Source organism: Kosakonia sp. CCTCC M2018092, from assembly GCF_003864115.1.
GTDB lineage: Bacteria > Pseudomonadota > Gammaproteobacteria > Enterobacterales > Enterobacteriaceae > Kosakonia > Kosakonia cowanii.
Map to the genome: position 1 here is coordinate 4,442,642 of NZ_CP034225.1, position 15,726 is coordinate 4,458,367.

Consider the following 15,726-nt stretch of genomic DNA (forward strand, 5'->3'; position numbering starts at 1 on the left):
GCCGGGTAAGCGCAGCGCCACCCGGCAGGGTTACGCCATCACCGTTTCAAACAGCAACTGGTCGAGATCGCGGACATTGCCGCTGCGGCTCTCGGGCAATGCATCCGCCACTTCACCGCGCGCCAGCTCCTGGCTGATAAAATCATGCATCAACGGCCGACGCGCGCCGTACTGCGCTTCACCTGCGCGCTGCTTCACCTCCAGCAGCTCATCGATTTCAGCCCGCAGCGGCGCGCCGAGATCGCTCCCTGCCAGCAGCGTGGCGAAACGCATCGGCGGCATCCCTTTCCCCGCCTCTATCCAGCGCACCGCCAGCAGCGGACGCAGCACATAGAAGTATTTCTTCAGCCGTACCTGCTCATCCTGCAAGTAGCTGCGGAAGTTCTTCTTCGCCATCGCGTAGTAGTGCCAACGCGCACGAACCGGTGAAAACCAGTGCGGCACCTGATCGCGTAACGCCGCCAGCACGCCCTCATCCTGTTGATAAACCACCGGCGAATCGAGCCACTCGATAAGCGTCGGGTTTGCGGCCTTCAATAACCCCAGCGCTTTGCGCCACTCCCAGCCGCAAACATCCAGCTCCGCGTCTATCGGCAGCTCGATCACATCGCGCTGCGGCTCAACGCGCAGATACCACTGCGGCTTATGCACATACAAAAAGCGCACATCATAATCGCTGTCCGGCGAGGCAAAGCCCCATCCGCGACTGCCTGATTCGCAGGCGTAGAGCACTCTCACATCATATTTGCGCTCTACTGCCTCTAACTCGAGCCGCACGCGTTCACGCATGGCGGCATCAACTCCGTGCTGTTCCATCTTTTCACCCTTTTATCCTTTTACGCACACCACCTGACGCAGGGTATGCACCACTTCCACCAGCGAGGCCTGCGCCGCCATCACGGCGTCGATATCTTTATAGGCCATTGGGATCTCATCGATCACCTCGCTGTCTTTACGGCACTCCACATGCGCGGTAGCGCGGATCTGATCTTCAACGGTAAAGCGCTTTTTCGCCGCGGTACGGCTCATGGTACGCCCGGCACCGTGGCTGCATGAGCAGAAGCTCTCCTCATTTCCCAGCCCGCGCACGATAAAACTTTTCGCGCCCATTGAGCCGGGAATAATCCCCATCTGCCCTTTTTGCGCCGAAACCGCACCTTTACGCGTTACCAGCACCTCTTCACCAAAGTGCGTCTCTTTTTGCACATAGTTATGGTGGCAATTTACCGCTTCCTGCTGGGTCATAAAGGGTTTAGTGACAATACTCGACAGCGCTGCCAGCACGCGCGACATCATCACTTCCCGGTTATGACGGGCGAAATCCTGCGCCCACTCGACCGCCTCCAGATAGTCGTCATAGTGCTTGCTCCCCTCGCGGAAATAGGCGAGGTTTCTGTCCGGCAGATTGGCGATATGCTGCTGCATATCCTGCTGGGCCAGGGTGATAAAGACGTTGCCGATGGCGTTACCCACGCCGCGCGAACCGCTGTGCAACATCACCCAGACCCGCTGCTGCTCATCCAGACACACTTCAATAAAGTGGTTACCGGTGCCTAATGTTCCCAGATGCTGATAATTGTTGGTCTTCAGCAAGCGCGGATATTTATCCGTCAGCCGCTTAAAGCGCGGCGCAAGCGACGCCCAGTGCGCATCCACCTCTTCCGGCGGTCTTGACCATGAGCCTTTATCGCGCTTTGATCGGTTTACCGAGCGCCCGTGCGGCACGGCTTGCTCAATGGCGCTGCGCAGCCCGCTCAGGTTATCGGGCAGATCGCTTGCCAGCAGCGAGGTGCGCACGGCAATCATGCCGCAACCGATATCCACGCCGACCGCCGCCGGGATAATCGCCCCTTTAGTCGGGATGACGCTACCAATGGTAGAGCCTTTACCGAGATGCACATCCGGCATCACCGCCAGATGTTTGAAAATAAAAGGCATTTTGGCGGTGTTAAGCAACTGTTCACGCGCTTCTGGCTCGACCGGCACGCCGTGGGTCCACATCTTCACCGGCGCGCTGTTTTCACGCGCCAGCAGGTTGTAATCGTTATGCTGCATTATCTTTTCCTTTAATATTTACAAGGCCGTGCAATACCTGGTCGAGACCACCGAAGACCGAGATCTTATCGATGCGCTCTGCGACACGCTCCAGCGTTTCCAGCTCTTTCAGGCGCAATGCCACCGGGTTACTCTCCATCACTTTCGCCGTATTCAACAACGAACGGGTGGCGGCGGTCTCTTCGCGGCGGCGGATCACATTCGCCTGCGCCGACTTTTCTGCCTCAACTAAGCGCGACAGAATGGTTTTCATCTCGCCCGGCAGGATGATGTCTTTCACGCCAAGCGATGCCACTTCAATGCCGAAGGCCGCCATGCGGTTCGCCACCTGCACGCTAACCACATCAGCAATAATCTGCTTATCTTCCAGCAGCTCATCCAGCGTGCGGGTACCGATCGCTTCACGCAGGGCAAACTGCAGCTCGCGGTAGAGGTGATCCAGCGGTTTGCTCAACTGGGCAAACGCGCTCAGCAGATCGCTGTAACGCCAGTTCGCCGCCAGGTTGAGGCGCAGGGTCACTTTATCTTTGGTCAGGATCTCCTGGCCGCTCACTTCCAGCACCTGCAGGCGCAGATCGACCACTTCCGCCTCCACCAGGTGGTTCACTTTCCAGTAACCGCTGATACCCGCCGGTAACAGCGCCTGGGTTTCACCATCAATTTTCAGCACGCCCGCATGCCAGGCGGGAACCTGCACTACAAGGATTGCGTCGCGCCCTTTCACTGCCGCGCCGCGTTTCGGCTGTAATACGGCGTTAACAATGTCGGCCGGGACGCTCACCTCGTCGGTATTGAGGCGCACCAGCGTCAGGGTGTCGTCCGCTTTCCAGTAAAGACGACGCGTGGCGGGCGGCAGGATCTCCAGCAGCATGCCGTTCAGGTAGAGCGCGCCCGCTTCGTTATCGCCCAGATCGGCTGCCAGGCAATATTTTTCCACCCACTCCGGCTGGAAACGGCGCAAATACTCGGCAAGACCCGCCGGCACTTCACTGCCGTCGCGGTTAACGATCAGCACATCCGGTTTTTTACCAAACCATGGCAGACGGTGCTCTCCGGTTTCCAGAACCTGGTAGTAGTCGCCCTCTTTTGCCAGTAACGCTAACTGACCTTTTCGAATTGTGATTTTGTTGGTCATCTCTGATCCCTCTTATTTTTGTTGTTACGACCGCGAATGCAGGGGCGAAGCGACAGGGGAAACACTGTTTTGCCTGCCGCCCGGCGCCATTATCGGCGGTCGTCTCATGTCACCGTAAACTGCGCGATGACGGGGTACTGCATCATGATTATCTGGAGAGATAATGGTTGCGAATTCGGGAGTCGAACCCGATCAATAACCGATTTTTCGCAGATGTCTCTGCACTGACGGAACGCCTCCGGGAAAACGGCGCTTGCCGCTCCTGATGCGCCGGCGGGGTCAATAACCCCAGCGAACTCAGCGTGTTGACGAGATAACTATTGCGAGAGGCGTGCCAAAAATAGGAAAACGAACAAATAAATTTATATTCTATTGAAAATTAATAATTTATTTTTTTAGCCTGATGCAAGGCATTGTGCCAGCCTACGAGATTTCTTATCTTTATATATCGCCTTTTATTATTCAGGATAAAGATGAAACGTCGGGTTGTGATTGGGGTGCTGGGAACAGTGCTGGATAAACGCGGAAAACGGCATAACCGCTTTCGCAAATGGCGACCGACGGTGGCGCTCTGCCAGCAAGCGGATTTTCCTGTCGACCGGCTGGAGTTGATCCACCAGCCGCGCGATGAAGGACTGGCGGCGCAAACCGCAGAAGATATCGCTGTGCTCTCGCCGCGCACCGAGGTGCGCACCCACCCGGTGGAGATCAAAAACCCGTGGGATTTCGAAGAGGTGTACGCCGCGTTTCTCGATTTCGCCACTCACTACCCTTTCGATACCGACAATGAAGAGTACCTGGTGCATATCACCACCGGGACGCACGTGGCGCAGATCTGCTGGTTCCTGCTCACCGAAGCGCGCTACCTCCCCGCCAGCCTGTTACAGACCGGTCCGGCGGCGCGAGGCGCCAACGATAAAGAGATCTCAGCGGGCGTTTGCTCGGTTATCGATCTCGATTTAAGCCGCTATGCCACGCTGACCAGCCGTTTTCAGCGCGAGCAGCAGCAGTCGGTCTCGTTCCTGAAATCGGGTATTGATACGCGCAACGCCACTTTTAACCGCATGATCGATCAGATTGAGCGCGTCGCGCTGCGCTCCTCTGCGCCGATTCTGCTTACCGGCCCGACCGGGGCGGGAAAATCGTTTCTGGCAAAACGCATCTTTCAGCTACGCCACGCCCGCCATCTCGTTGCCGGGCGGCTGGTGGCGGTGAACTGCGCGACGTTGCGCGGTGATAACGCCATGTCGACGCTGTTTGGTCATGTGAAGGGGGCGTTTACCGGTGCACAGCAGGCGCGAACCGGGCTGCTGCGTGAAGCGGATGGTGGGGTGCTGTTTCTTGATGAGATCGCTGAACTGGGGCTGGATGAGCAGGCGATGCTGTTAAAAGCCATTGAGGAGAAGACCTTTTTCCCCTTCGGCTCGGATAAAGAGGTGCAGAGCGACTTCCAACTGATTGCCGGTACCCACCGCAATATGCAGCAGTGGGTTGATGAGGGGCGCTTCAGGGAGGATCTCTACGCGCGCATCAATATGTGGACCTTTGAACTGCCGGGGCTGGCGCAGCGACGGGAGGATATCGCTCCCAATATCGAGTATGAGTTGCAGCGTTTTGGCCTTGAGCAGCAGACGCAGATCCGCTTCGATAAAGGCGCGCGCGAGCGATACCTGGCGTTTGCCTGCTCGGCGCAGGCGGCGTGGCGCGGCAACTTCCGCGAGCTGAGCACCTCGATTGCCCGTATGGCAACACTGGCAGAACAGGGCCGCATCACCGATACGCTGGTGGCGGAGGAGATCGCGCGGCTGGAGTACAACTGGCGCGGCGCGCCATCAATGAGCAGTCTGCCGGTCGACCCTGAGACGCTGGATCTCTTCGACAGACGCCAGCTGGAGAGCGTGGTGGAGGTGTGTCGCCGCACGCAGAGCCTCTCTGAAGCGGGCCGGGAACTGTTTGCGGTATCGCGGCAGAAAAAAGCCAACCCCAATGATGCTGACCGGCTGCGTAAATATCTCGCGCGCTTTGGCCTGAGCTGGGAGAGCGTGCGCGGCGCAACATAAACGATCTTCATCATAATTCGTTTGAATATTAATCCTTAGCACGATAAACATTGGCTATGGTCGGGCTTGAACCCGGCCGTTAATAAACCCCCGAATCGTTTACGAGAACGGGGAATAACACAACACAATGTCATCGCAAGGAAATCCCCATGCTCGCAACCTTCACGCGGCTGTTCCCGCTCTGGGCCGTGCTGCTCTCCGTTCTCGCCTACTTTTTCCCGCCGACGTTTGTCGCTATCGGCCCGTGGGTCACCACGCTGTTGATGCTGATCATGTTCGGCATGGGCGTGCATCTGACCCTCGACGACTTTAAGCGCGTGCTCTCCCGACCCGCCCCCGTCGCGGCGGGTACGTTTCTTCACTATCTGGTGATGCCGCTGGCGGCGTGGCTGCTGGCGATGATTTTCAAAATGCCCCCGGATCTGTCGGCCGGGATGGTGCTGGTCGGCAGCGTCGCCAGCGGAACCGCATCCAACGTGATGATCTATCTCGCCAAAGGCGATGTTGCGCTGTCGGTGACTATCTCTTCAGTCTCAACGCTGGTCGGGGTTATCGCCACGCCGCTGCTGACGCGCCTCTATGTCGATGCCCATATCCAGGTCGATGTGATGGGGATGCTGCTGAGTATCCTGCAAATTGTGGTGATCCCGATTGGGCTGGGTTTGATTGTTCACTACCTCTTCCCGCGCGTGGTGAAAGCAGTAGAACCCTGGCTACCCGCCTTTTCGATGGTCTGTATTCTGGCCATCATCAGCGCGGTGGTCGCCGGTTCCGCATCACACATTGCTTCTGTTGGGCTGATGGTGATTGTGGCGGTGATCCTCCATAACGCGATTGGTCTGCTCAGCGGTTACTGGGGCGGGCGTCTGTTTGGTTTTGATGAGTCCACCTGCCGGACGCTGGCTATCGAAGTGGGAATGCAGAACTCGGGGCTGGCTGCCGCGCTCGGCAAGCTCTACTTCTCACCGCTCGCCGCCCTGCCCGGCGCGCTCTTCTCGGTGTGGCATAACCTTTCCGGCTCGCTGCTGGCGGGCTACTGGTCGGGTAAACCGGTAGAGGGCCGTCAGGCAGAAAAGCGCGAAGTGAGTTAACGGATAAAGGGAGCGCAGAGCGCAGCAGGTCGATCTGCTCTCCCTGATATGGCTTAACCCACGGTGACGGTAACGGGTTTTCCCAGTTTGCCCAGCATTGTTATCAGCGCATCGACGGTGAATTTACTGGTTTTCTGATTCACTACGTCAGAGACGCGCGGTCGTGAAATATTCAGCTTCGCAGCGACGTCGGCCTGCTTAAGTTTGTTTTCATCGATCCAGTCTGAAATCTCCTGCATCAGCTGCTGTTTGATCGCTAATAGGGCGAGCACCTCTTTTTCAGCTTCCTGCGCGAGAAGGTGCGACTCGGCGTCATCGAATCCCAGTTCGGAAAAGATATTCGCATCGGCGGGGGTGATATGACCGATCGGGCCATGGTTATCTTTTTTCATGTTGACTCCTGTGGTGCTCAATAACATCACGGTAGCGCAATCGGGCCAGCGTTTTATCGGCTAATGCCGTGCGCTGCGATCGTTTGTTAAAACAGTGCAGAATATAAATAGCCTCTTCAAAACGGGCTATATAGAAAATCCGGTAAGCGCTAGTACGATCTCGAAGGCGGATTTCAGCGACGCCGGGACCTATTTCAGCCATCGACTTCCAGTCCGTTGCATCCAGCCCTGACTGAATTTTATGCAGTTGATATCCCGCATCTTTACGCACCTCCACAGGGAAAGCGCGTAGATCGTTGAAGGAGGTCCCCATCCAGATGACAGGTTTTAACGCAGGCCGGAAAGTGAGCATACTACATCCTTGTATAAAATTTTATACCTATCGTGGAATGTAGATTACCCTTGTAGACGAGAGTGTCACCTGACTTGGCGATAACCTGCGAGCCAATTTCCAGTTATGGCGTTCTTGCCTGCGCTTTTGACGCGTTATCGCGTAGACTCGTGACACTTCCTTAGGAGAACATGCCATGGCCGTGACCAGACTGACGCAGAAAGAGATGACCGAAAGTGAACAGCGGGAGCTTAAAACGCTGCTCGATCGCGCCCGCATTGCGCATGGACGCCCGCTGAGCAACTCTGAGGCGAACCATGTTAAGAAAGAGTATATCGATAAGCTGATGGCGCAGCGTGAAGCGACCGCGAAGAAAGCCCGCCAGGTGAAAAAGCAGCAGGCTTATAAACCTGATGAGAACAGCACTTTTTCGTGGTCGGCAACCACGCAAACGCGCGGACGCCGCTGATTAGCGCCCTTTCTTTTTCCTGCCCGGCTGGGTAAAGCGCTTACCGGCCGGTTTCGCCCGGCTCTTCTCTTCCGGCTTTGCCGCTTTTACCGCGGGCTTTTTCGCCGCCTGCGGTTTCGCTTTGTTCTGCCCCTTCGGTTTCGCTTCTGAGGTGGAGTTCTCAATCAGCTTAAACAGCGCAATCAGCTCATCATCGGTGAGATCGCGCCACTCGCCGGGCGGCAATCCGGTCAGGCTGACGTTCATAATGCGCGTGCGCTCAAGCTTGGTCACCTCATAGCCAAAGTGTTCGCACATGCGGCGAATCTGGCGGTTAAGCCCCTGCACCAGCGTGATGCGGAAGGTAAAAGGCGCTTCCCTCTTCACTTTGCACTTTTTGGTTACCGTACCGAGGATCGGCACACCTGCGCCCATCCCTCGAACAAACTCATCGGTAACCGGCTTGTTGACCGTGACCAGATACTCTTTTTCATGGTCGTTTCCCGCCCGCAGGATCTTGTTCACCAGATCGCCGTGGTTGGTCAGAAAAATCAGCCCCTGTGAATCTTTATCGAGACGGCCAATGGGAAAAATGCGGCTGCTGTGGTTAACGAAATCGACAATATTGTCCTTTTCGCCCTCTTCGGTGGTACTGACGATGCCAACGGGTTTATTCAGCGCGATAAACACCAGATCTTCTTCACTTCGCGGTTCGATAAGTTGCCCGCTCACTTTCACGACGTCTCCGGCCACCACCTGGTCGCCAATGCCGGCGCGTTTGCCGTTGATAAAGACGTTGCCCTGTTCGATGTAACGGTCAGCCTCGCGGCGTGAGCAGATTCCGCTTTCGCTAATGTATTTGTTTAAACGTGTAGATTGGGTTGGCAGCATAAGTTCTCCTCTGAAAGCGGAATATAACGTTGTTGAGCTGAAGAGAAAAATGGATTTTTGCCCCAGCGGCAAAGAAATGTGCGCTAACTCGTTAAAATATATGCACTATGTGAAAGCGAGCAAAGTAGTCTGCGAGACGCTTTCCAGAAGAAGAATGGGGGACTTTTTTCCGTACCAGTGGAAGATTATTTTATTGCTGAAGACATCAGACCGACAGTCAAACGCTAAGCTACCGTGCCCGCAGGCACGGCGTGGATTAATACTCTTCGCGGGATTCGTCTTCGTCGGGCTGCTCCAGCACGCTATAGGCCACCGAGCAGAAGAGCGAGTTGAGGCGCTTCATATCGCCGAGCAGGCCGAGGTGCAGCGAGCTGGTTTCAATACTCTGCACGTTTTGCTGATGCAGACGATCGACGTGCGCATGAGAGTAACGGCGGTTCAGAATACGGAAGCGGTGCTTGCTGCGGCGTAACCGGCGCGCGCTGGTGACATCGCGGGAGAAAAAGACCGACATCGCCAGCTTCAGGTTGTTAAGCAGTTGCTCATGCAGAGCATCCAGCTCTTTCAGCCCTTCAAAGGAGAACGCGCGCCGCGCGGCGAGGGATTTATCAGCGATCTCACTGCCCATGCGCTCAATAATGTCGGAGGCCTGCTCAAGATTGAGGGACATCTCAATCACCTCGCCCCAGCGTTTAGACTCCTCCTCCGCCAGCTCATCTTTCGGCATGCGCGCCAGGTAGAGTTTGATGGCGGTGTAGAGCACATTCACATCGTCGGCCTGCTTGCGCAGCTCCTTCTCCTGACGCGGTTCGCCATGCATCACTTTGTGCAGCCCTTCCAGCATCTGCTCCATCGCATCGCCCATACGCAGGGTTTCGCGTGCGGCATTGGCCAGCGCCAGCGTTGGTGTATCAAGCGCGGAGCTGTCGAGGTGTTTCGGCTTGAGGCGTGCATCCAGCTCCGGCTCTTCGTGAATAATACGTTTACAGAAGCGCGCCATCGGGCTGGCAAACGGCACCATCGCCAGACAGCGGATGACGTTGTAGAAGACATGGAAATAGATCACCAGCTCCGATTCCGGCAGCGGCAGTTTCTGCATCCCGTCAGCAAGCAGGTGAACGAAAGGCAGGATAAGCAGGCTGCCCACCAGCTTGAAGAGCAGGCTGCCGAGCGCAACGCGGCGGGCGGCGGCATTAGCCCCGCTGTTATTCAGCATCGCCAGCAAACCGGAGCCGAGGTTGGCACCAATCACCAGGCACAGCGCCACCGGGAAAGAGATGATACCGGCTGCGGTTAACGTCGCGGTCAGCAACACCGCGGCGAGGCTGGAGTAACTGATAATGGCAAACACCGCGCCAATCAGCGCGTCGAGCATGATATCCCCGGTCAGCGAGGCGAAAATCACCTGCACCCCATTCGCCTGGGTAATCGGCGTCACCGCCTGCACAATCAACTCCAGCGCCAGCAGGATCAGCCCAAGGCCGATGCTGACGCGGCCAAGCTGCCCTTCGCGGGTCTGTTTACGCCCAAGAAAGAAGATCACGCCGACAAAGATGAGCAGCGGCGAAAGCCAGGAGAGATCGAAGGTCAGCACCCGCGCCATCAGCGCGGTACCCACATCCGCGCCGAGTACGATCACCAGCGCGGGGGTCAGCGCCACCAGATCCTGGGCGACAAAGGAGGCCACCAGCATGGTGGTGGCGTTGCTGCTCTGCACCAGCGCGGTCACGCCAATACCGGCGCAGAAGGCGAGCGGTTTTTTCTCTACGCTGCGGCTAAGCACCGTGCGTAAACGCGCGCCAAACACGCGCATGACGCCGGTTCGTACAATGTGTGTGCCCCACACCAGCAGGGCGACAGCAGAAAGAAGATGTAGCAAAGTTAACACGGAATCAGCTTCTCCTTATCGTTATGCGCTGCCTGTTATCCACCTGGATACGGCAACTTTATGAAGTAAGTATAAGGCGTTAAACCTGAGACGGGCACAGGGCGCGCAATCCGCGCCCTGTGAGTTGTAAGAATAGATGACAGTTATGTGACAGAAGCGAGGCGTTGGCGGTTAACGCGTTAAAGCGGCATCCGCGCGTGGGGTGCCGTTGCGTTTTGCCCAGACCACCGAGCCAATTTTTAACGCTTCCGACAACATAAACAGCACAACCGCGCCCCATGCTGAGCTAAATCCACTCAGATGCATCATCATCGGGATCAGCGCAACAGAGCATTTTAATGAGAACACGCGGGCAATTTCCTGCACGACAAAGAAAATCATATTGATATTTTTCTTCGCCAGAAACGACCACGCGGAAAATATTAATGAAACAATTAATACAATATTAATAAAGAACATCAACTGCATTAATCCGCCCGTCACACCGCTGACGCCTAAGCGGCCATAGTTGGAATAAAATGCGCTGATGTCAGAATAAAAAGGTACGTTACCGCTCTGCATCGAAAAAAAGAGATATCCGAGCAGCGCCAGCACGTCCATCACGCCCCAAAAGATAAATATTTTATTTCTTAAATTCATAATCTTCATCCCTTACGCCTGGAATCCAGTGCCATGATTTACCTGACACCGCCCAGGCATCATCACCCTCAAGATATTTCTGGTAGATCGTCCGTTTTTCGCCGTAGCGGCGAATCACCGAACGATTATAGAGGAACTCGCGCGTATCGGATGCCAGGTCTGCCGGCAGCGGCGTCCACAGCTGAATTTTATCGCGCGAGGTGTTCATATAATCTTTGCCATCAGAGCCGAAGACGCGGCCTTCGTCGCCCATACTGGTCGCACGGTTAAGCAGCATCACCGCCGCATTCTTCACGCCGTGGAAGTCCGTTTCGCTGGTTTTCCAGTAGCCGGGGCCAAACTCATCCGTCACCGGCGCGAAATCGCTGCGGGTCGGGGCCGGACGCCCGTGTACCGCCACGCTATCTTTAAAGCCGTTAATAATCGTACGCACAAAGACGGAGTTGAACGACAGGCTCTGCACGCAGAACAGCTCAGCGTTTTCGGAAATAAAGAACGGATAGTAGAAGCGGTTGCGTGCACTGACGTTCGGCCTGACCACCACTACAATGCCTTTATCAATCAGGCTATCGATATAGTTCTCTTTTTGATGGCCCAGCGGATCGTGCGGTAAACCATATTTAAAACCGTGATGAGGTTTAATGGTGTAGCCATCAATACTGCCTAAAAGATTATTAGGGCTACTTTCAATAAAGTACTCTTTTTTAATGATGTTTTTTGCAATATCTGGCGCAAGGATATTCTCATAATCCTTCGGCAATAAATTTCTTTTCCTGATATCATAAATATCCATTTTATAATACTCACGTTTAATTGATGTCAGCCAAAAGCAGCGCAAAAAAGAGAGCAACTTTACTTTTTAATCTGCCTCCATCATACGCATGAAGCGGAATGAGGGCCTAAGAAAATATCATACTTTAAGAATGTTCTTAGTTCAAATTTGTATTATGTCTGCTTCACGATAGTTTCGTGAAAATGAAATGAAAAAAACGGGGCAATTAACCTGCCCCGTATAATTTAATCCGCATCGTAACCTAAATGGGACGCCAGCCAGCGCTCCACTTCCGGCACGCTCATCCCTTTACGGCGCGCGTAATCTTCCACCTGGTCACGCTGAATTTGCGCCACGGCGAAATATTTACTCTCCGGATGGCTGAAGTACCAGCCGGAAACCGAGGCGCCAGGCCACATGGCGAAGGACTCCGTCAGCTTCATGCCGGTATGTTTCTCCACATCCAGCAGTTGCCAGATGGTCCCTTTTTCCGTGTGCTCCGGGCAGGCCGGATAACCCGGTGCCGGGCGGATCCCCTGGTAATTCTCGCGGATCAGCGCCTCGTTGCTGAGATTTTCATATGGCGCATAGCCCCAGTAGACTTTGCGTACCCGCTCATGGAGATACTCGGCGAAGGCTTCCGCCAGCCTGTCGGCTATCGCCTTGACCATGATCTTGTTGTAGTCGTCGTGCGCGGCGTCATACGCATCTGCCAGCGCGTCCTCTTCCAGTCCGCCGGTCACGGCGAAAGCACCGATGTAGTCCGCTTTACCGCTCTGTTTCGGCGCGACAAAATCGGCAAGGCAGTAGTTAGCAAAGCCGATTTTTTCCGTCTGCTGGCGCAGATGGCAGCCCAGCGCCAGCAGCTCAGTGCGGGTTTCATCCCGGTAGATCTCGATGTCATCACCGACGCGGTTCGCCGGGAAAATGCCCACCACGCCGCGCGGGTTGAGCCGCTTCTCTGCGCCGAGCATATCAAGCATCTCGTTGGCATCGGCGAAGAGCCGTTTTGCCTCTTCACCCACCACTTCATCTTCGAGGATGCGCGGATATTTACCCGCCAGCGACCAGGTCATAAAGAAAGGCGTCCAGTCGATGTAGTTACGCAGCGTCTCAATATTGGCCGTGACCTCCTGCACACCTAAGCGGTGAGCGACCGGCGGCGTGTAGCTCGCCCAGTCAAAGGCGAGATCGTTTTCACGCGCGGCCTGTAGCGTCACGGGCGGCGTGCGCGGTTTTTTACGCGCGTGCTGAATGCGCACCGTTTCATACTCTTTGCGTGTGCGGGCGACAAAATCATCGTGCTGCGTGGCAGAGAGCAGCGCAGAGACTACGCCGACGGTGCGCGAGGCGTTCTGCACATAGACCGTCGGCCCGCTGTAGTTCTGCTCGATTTTGACCGCCGTATGGGCTTTCGAGGTGGTCGCGCCGCCAATCAGCAGCGGAATGGTGAAGCCCTGACGCTCCATCTCTTTCGCCACGTTGACCATCTCATCAAGCGAAGGGGTGATTAGGCCGGAAAGACCAATCAGATCGGCATTCACTTCGCGGGCGGTTTTGAGGATTTTATCCGCTGGCACCATCACGCCGAGATCGATAATTTCGTAGTTGTTGCACTGCAGCACCACGCCAACGATGTTCTTGCCGATATCGTGCACATCGCCTTTTACCGTGGCGATCACCATCTTACCGTTGCTGCTGCCCTTCTCTTTGCTGGCCTCGATGTAGGGCTCCAGATAGGCCACTGCCTGCTTCATCACGCGGGCAGATTTCACCACCTGCGGCAGAAACATTTTGCCTTCGCCAAACAGATCGCCGACCACGTTCATGCCATCCATCAGCGGCCCTTCAATCACTTCGATCGGGCGCGCAGCCAGCTGGCGGGCCTCTTCGGTGTCCTGCTCAATAAACTCGGTGATGCCTTTAACCAGCGAATATTCGAGGCGCTTTTTCACCTCCCAGCTGCGCCACTCCGCCTGCTGGGCAGCAGCGCCCTCATCGGCACCTTTACTGCCGCGATACTTCTCCGCCAGATCCAGCATGCGCTCGGTGGCATCGTCGCGGCGATTAAGGATCACATCTTCTACCCCATCGCGCAGCTCGGCGGGCAGATCGTCATAAATCGCCAGCTGACCGGCGTTGACGATGCCCATATCCATACCGTTACGAATGGCGTAATAGAGGAAGACAGCGTGGATCGCTTCACGCACCGGGTCGTTACCGCGAAACGAGAAGGAGACGTTCGACACGCCGCCGGAGATGAGGGCGTGGGGCAGTTCGCGTTTGATATCTTCGCAGGCACCGATAAAGTCCTGCGCATAGTTGTTGTGCTCTTCGATCCCCGTCGCCACGGCGAAAATGTTGGGGTCGAAAATGATATCTTCCGGCGGGAAGCCCACTTCCTGGGTCAAAATCTGATAAGCGCGACGGCAAATCTCAATCTTGCGCGCGCGGGTATCCGCCTGACCCACTTCATCAAAGGCCATCACCACCACCGCAGCGCCATAGCGGCGCACCAGCTTCGCGTGATGGATAAAGGCCTCAACGCCCTCTTTCATTGAGATGGAGTTAACAATGCCCTTGCCCTGGATGCACTTCAGCCCTTTCTCAATCACCTCCCATTTGGAGGAGTCAATCATGATGGGCACGCGGGCAATATCCGGCTCACCGGCAATCAGGTTGAGGAAACGCACCATCGCCGCTTCGGCGTCGAGCATCCCTTCATCCATATTGATATCGATGATCTGCGCGCCGCTCTCCACCTGCTGGCGAGCAACATCGAGCGCTTCGTTGTACTTCTCTTCTTTAATCAGGCGTTTGAATTTGGCTGAGCCGGTGACGTTTGTGCGTTCGCCGACGTTCACAAACAGGCTCTCATCGCCAATATTGAGCGGCTCAAGACCGGCGAGACGGCAGGCGACGGGCAACTCCGGAAGTTTGCGCGGCGGCACACCAGCAACCGCGCGGCTCATCGCCGCAATATGTTCTGGCGTGGTGCCACAGCAACCGCCGACGATGTTGAGGAAACCGGCCTGCGCCCATTCGCCGATTTGCGCTGCCATGGTGTCGGCATCGAGATCGTATTCACCAAACGCATTCGGCAGACCGGCGTTCGGGTGCGCGGTGACGTAGCACTCGGCAATGCGCGACAGCTCCTGCACATACTGGCGCAGCTCGTCCGGCCCCAGCGCACAGTTGAGACCGAAGGTGAGCGCATCGGCATGGCGCAAAGAGTTATAGAAGGCTTCGGTGGTCTGCCCGGAGAGCGTGCGACCGGAAGCGTCGGTGATGGTGCCGGAGATCATGATCGGCAGATCGATGCCCAGCGCGTCGAACTCCTCTTTTACCGCGAAGATCGCCGCTTTGGCGTTGAGGGTATCGAACACCGTTTCGATCATGATCAGATCGGCTCCCCCCTCCACCAGCGCGCGGGTTGATTCGCGATAGGCAGTAACCAGCTGATCGAAGGAGATATTACGAAACGCCGGGTCGTTAACGTCCGGCGAAATGGAGGCGGTGCGGTTGGTTGGGCCGAGCACGCCGGCTACATAGCGCGGTTTATCCGGCGTCTGCGCGGTCCACTTATCAGCGCTGGCACGCGCCAGCTTCGCGGCAGCAAAGTTGATCTCCGCCGACAGGGATTCCATCTGGTAATCCGCCATGGCGATGGTGGTGGAGTTAAAGGTGTTGGTTTCAATAATATCCGCGCCTGCCGCAAAGTAGGCATCGTGGATATCGGCAATCACCTGCGGTTTGCTGAGAACCAGCAGGTCATTGTTACCTTTCAGATCGCAGGGCCAGTCGGCGAAGCGTTCGCCGCGGAAATCCTGTTCACTTAAACGATAGCTCTGGATCATGGTGCCCATGCCCCCATCCAGAACCAGAATACGTTCACTTAACTGCTGTTTCAGTTGCTCAACGTTGCTGCTCACACTCACTCCCGACGGCGCCAGATCAGGCCAAAAGGCCAGCAGGACATACTGGCATAAAGTCACAGAGTGGAAAAGCGACGCGGGGGGAATAT

General features: G+C 56.0%; 13 protein-coding genes. 3 read left to right on the forward strand and 10 right to left on the reverse strand.

Annotated features, from left to right (window positions below):
- Positions 1 to 30 precede the first annotated feature (30 nt).
- From EH164_RS20890 to EH164_RS20900, 3 genes are read right to left on the reverse strand one after another with little or no spacing between them, the layout of a single operon-like run.
- Positions 31 to 816 (reverse strand): nucleotidyltransferase domain-containing protein, encoded by a 786-nt coding sequence (locus tag EH164_RS20890; protein ID WP_023478385.1) that lies wholly within the window; start codon positions 814 to 816, stop codon positions 31 to 33.
- 12 nt (positions 817 to 828) lie between these two features.
- Positions 829 to 2,055 (reverse strand): RtcB family protein, encoded by a 1,227-nt coding sequence (locus EH164_RS20895; protein ID WP_124970697.1) that lies wholly within the window; start codon positions 2,053 to 2,055, stop codon positions 829 to 831.
- Positions 2,045 to 3,190, reverse strand: coding sequence for a slipin family protein (locus EH164_RS20900; protein ID WP_124970700.1), 1,146 nt, complete (start codon positions 3,188 to 3,190; stop codon positions 2,045 to 2,047). The genes EH164_RS20895 and EH164_RS20900 overlap by 11 nt, the downstream gene beginning before the upstream one ends.
- A gap of 473 nt (positions 3,191 to 3,663) precedes the next feature.
- Between EH164_RS20900 and rtcR the strand changes: the two genes are divergently transcribed.
- Both rtcR and panS read left to right on the forward strand, forming a co-directional pair.
- Complete coding sequence (rtcR, locus tag EH164_RS20905; protein ID WP_124970703.1) at positions 3,664 to 5,250, forward strand: RNA repair transcriptional activator RtcR; 1,587 nt, start codon at positions 3,664 to 3,666, stop codon at positions 5,248 to 5,250.
- 149 nt (positions 5,251 to 5,399) lie between these two features.
- Positions 5,400 to 6,341: a ketopantoate/pantoate/pantothenate transporter PanS gene (panS, locus tag EH164_RS20910; protein ID WP_124970706.1), complete on the forward strand. Its 942-nt coding sequence runs from the start codon at positions 5,400 to 5,402 to the stop codon at positions 6,339 to 6,341.
- A gap of 53 nt (positions 6,342 to 6,394) precedes the next feature.
- Here the strand turns inward: panS and EH164_RS20915 are convergent, their stop codons facing one another.
- Positions 6,395 to 6,733 carry a helix-turn-helix domain-containing protein gene (locus tag EH164_RS20915; RefSeq protein WP_023478347.1) on the reverse strand — a complete coding sequence of 113 codons (339 nt, stop codon included), beginning with the start codon at positions 6,731 to 6,733 and terminating at the stop codon, positions 6,395 to 6,397.
- Complete coding sequence (locus EH164_RS20920; protein WP_124970709.1) at positions 6,720 to 7,085, reverse strand: type II toxin-antitoxin system RelE/ParE family toxin; 366 nt, start codon at positions 7,083 to 7,085, stop codon at positions 6,720 to 6,722. The genes EH164_RS20915 and EH164_RS20920 overlap by 14 nt, the downstream gene beginning before the upstream one ends.
- 175 nt (positions 7,086 to 7,260) lie before the next feature.
- Between EH164_RS20920 and EH164_RS20925 the strand changes: the two genes are divergently transcribed.
- On the forward strand, positions 7,261 to 7,533 hold the full coding sequence (locus tag EH164_RS20925) for a DUF3811 domain-containing protein (protein ID WP_042712605.1): 273 nt from the start codon (positions 7,261 to 7,263) through the stop codon (positions 7,531 to 7,533).
- Here the strand turns inward: EH164_RS20925 and rluF are convergent, their stop codons facing one another.
- The 5 genes from rluF to metH form a co-directional block, all read right to left on the reverse strand.
- Complete coding sequence (gene rluF, locus EH164_RS20930; RefSeq protein ID WP_124970712.1) at positions 7,534 to 8,403, reverse strand: 23S rRNA pseudouridine(2604) synthase RluF; 870 nt, start codon at positions 8,401 to 8,403, stop codon at positions 7,534 to 7,536.
- Between the two features lie 256 nt (positions 8,404 to 8,659).
- Positions 8,660 to 10,291: a Na/Pi cotransporter family protein gene (locus tag EH164_RS20935; RefSeq protein WP_124970715.1), complete on the reverse strand. Its 1,632-nt coding sequence runs from the start codon at positions 10,289 to 10,291 to the stop codon at positions 8,660 to 8,662.
- 171 nt (positions 10,292 to 10,462) lie between these two features.
- Positions 10,463 to 10,939 carry a hypothetical protein gene (locus EH164_RS20940; protein WP_241174988.1) on the reverse strand — a complete coding sequence of 159 codons (477 nt, stop codon included), beginning with the start codon at positions 10,937 to 10,939 and terminating at the stop codon, positions 10,463 to 10,465.
- On the reverse strand, positions 10,914 to 11,690 hold the full coding sequence (locus tag EH164_RS20945; RefSeq protein WP_124970718.1) for a hypothetical protein: 777 nt from the start codon (positions 11,688 to 11,690) through the stop codon (positions 10,914 to 10,916). The genes EH164_RS20940 and EH164_RS20945 overlap by 26 nt, the downstream gene beginning before the upstream one ends.
- A 257-nt stretch (positions 11,691 to 11,947) precedes the next feature.
- Positions 11,948 to 15,634, reverse strand: coding sequence for a methionine synthase (metH, locus tag EH164_RS20950; protein WP_124970721.1), 3,687 nt, complete (start codon positions 15,632 to 15,634; stop codon positions 11,948 to 11,950).
- Positions 15,635 to 15,726 lie beyond the last annotated feature (92 nt).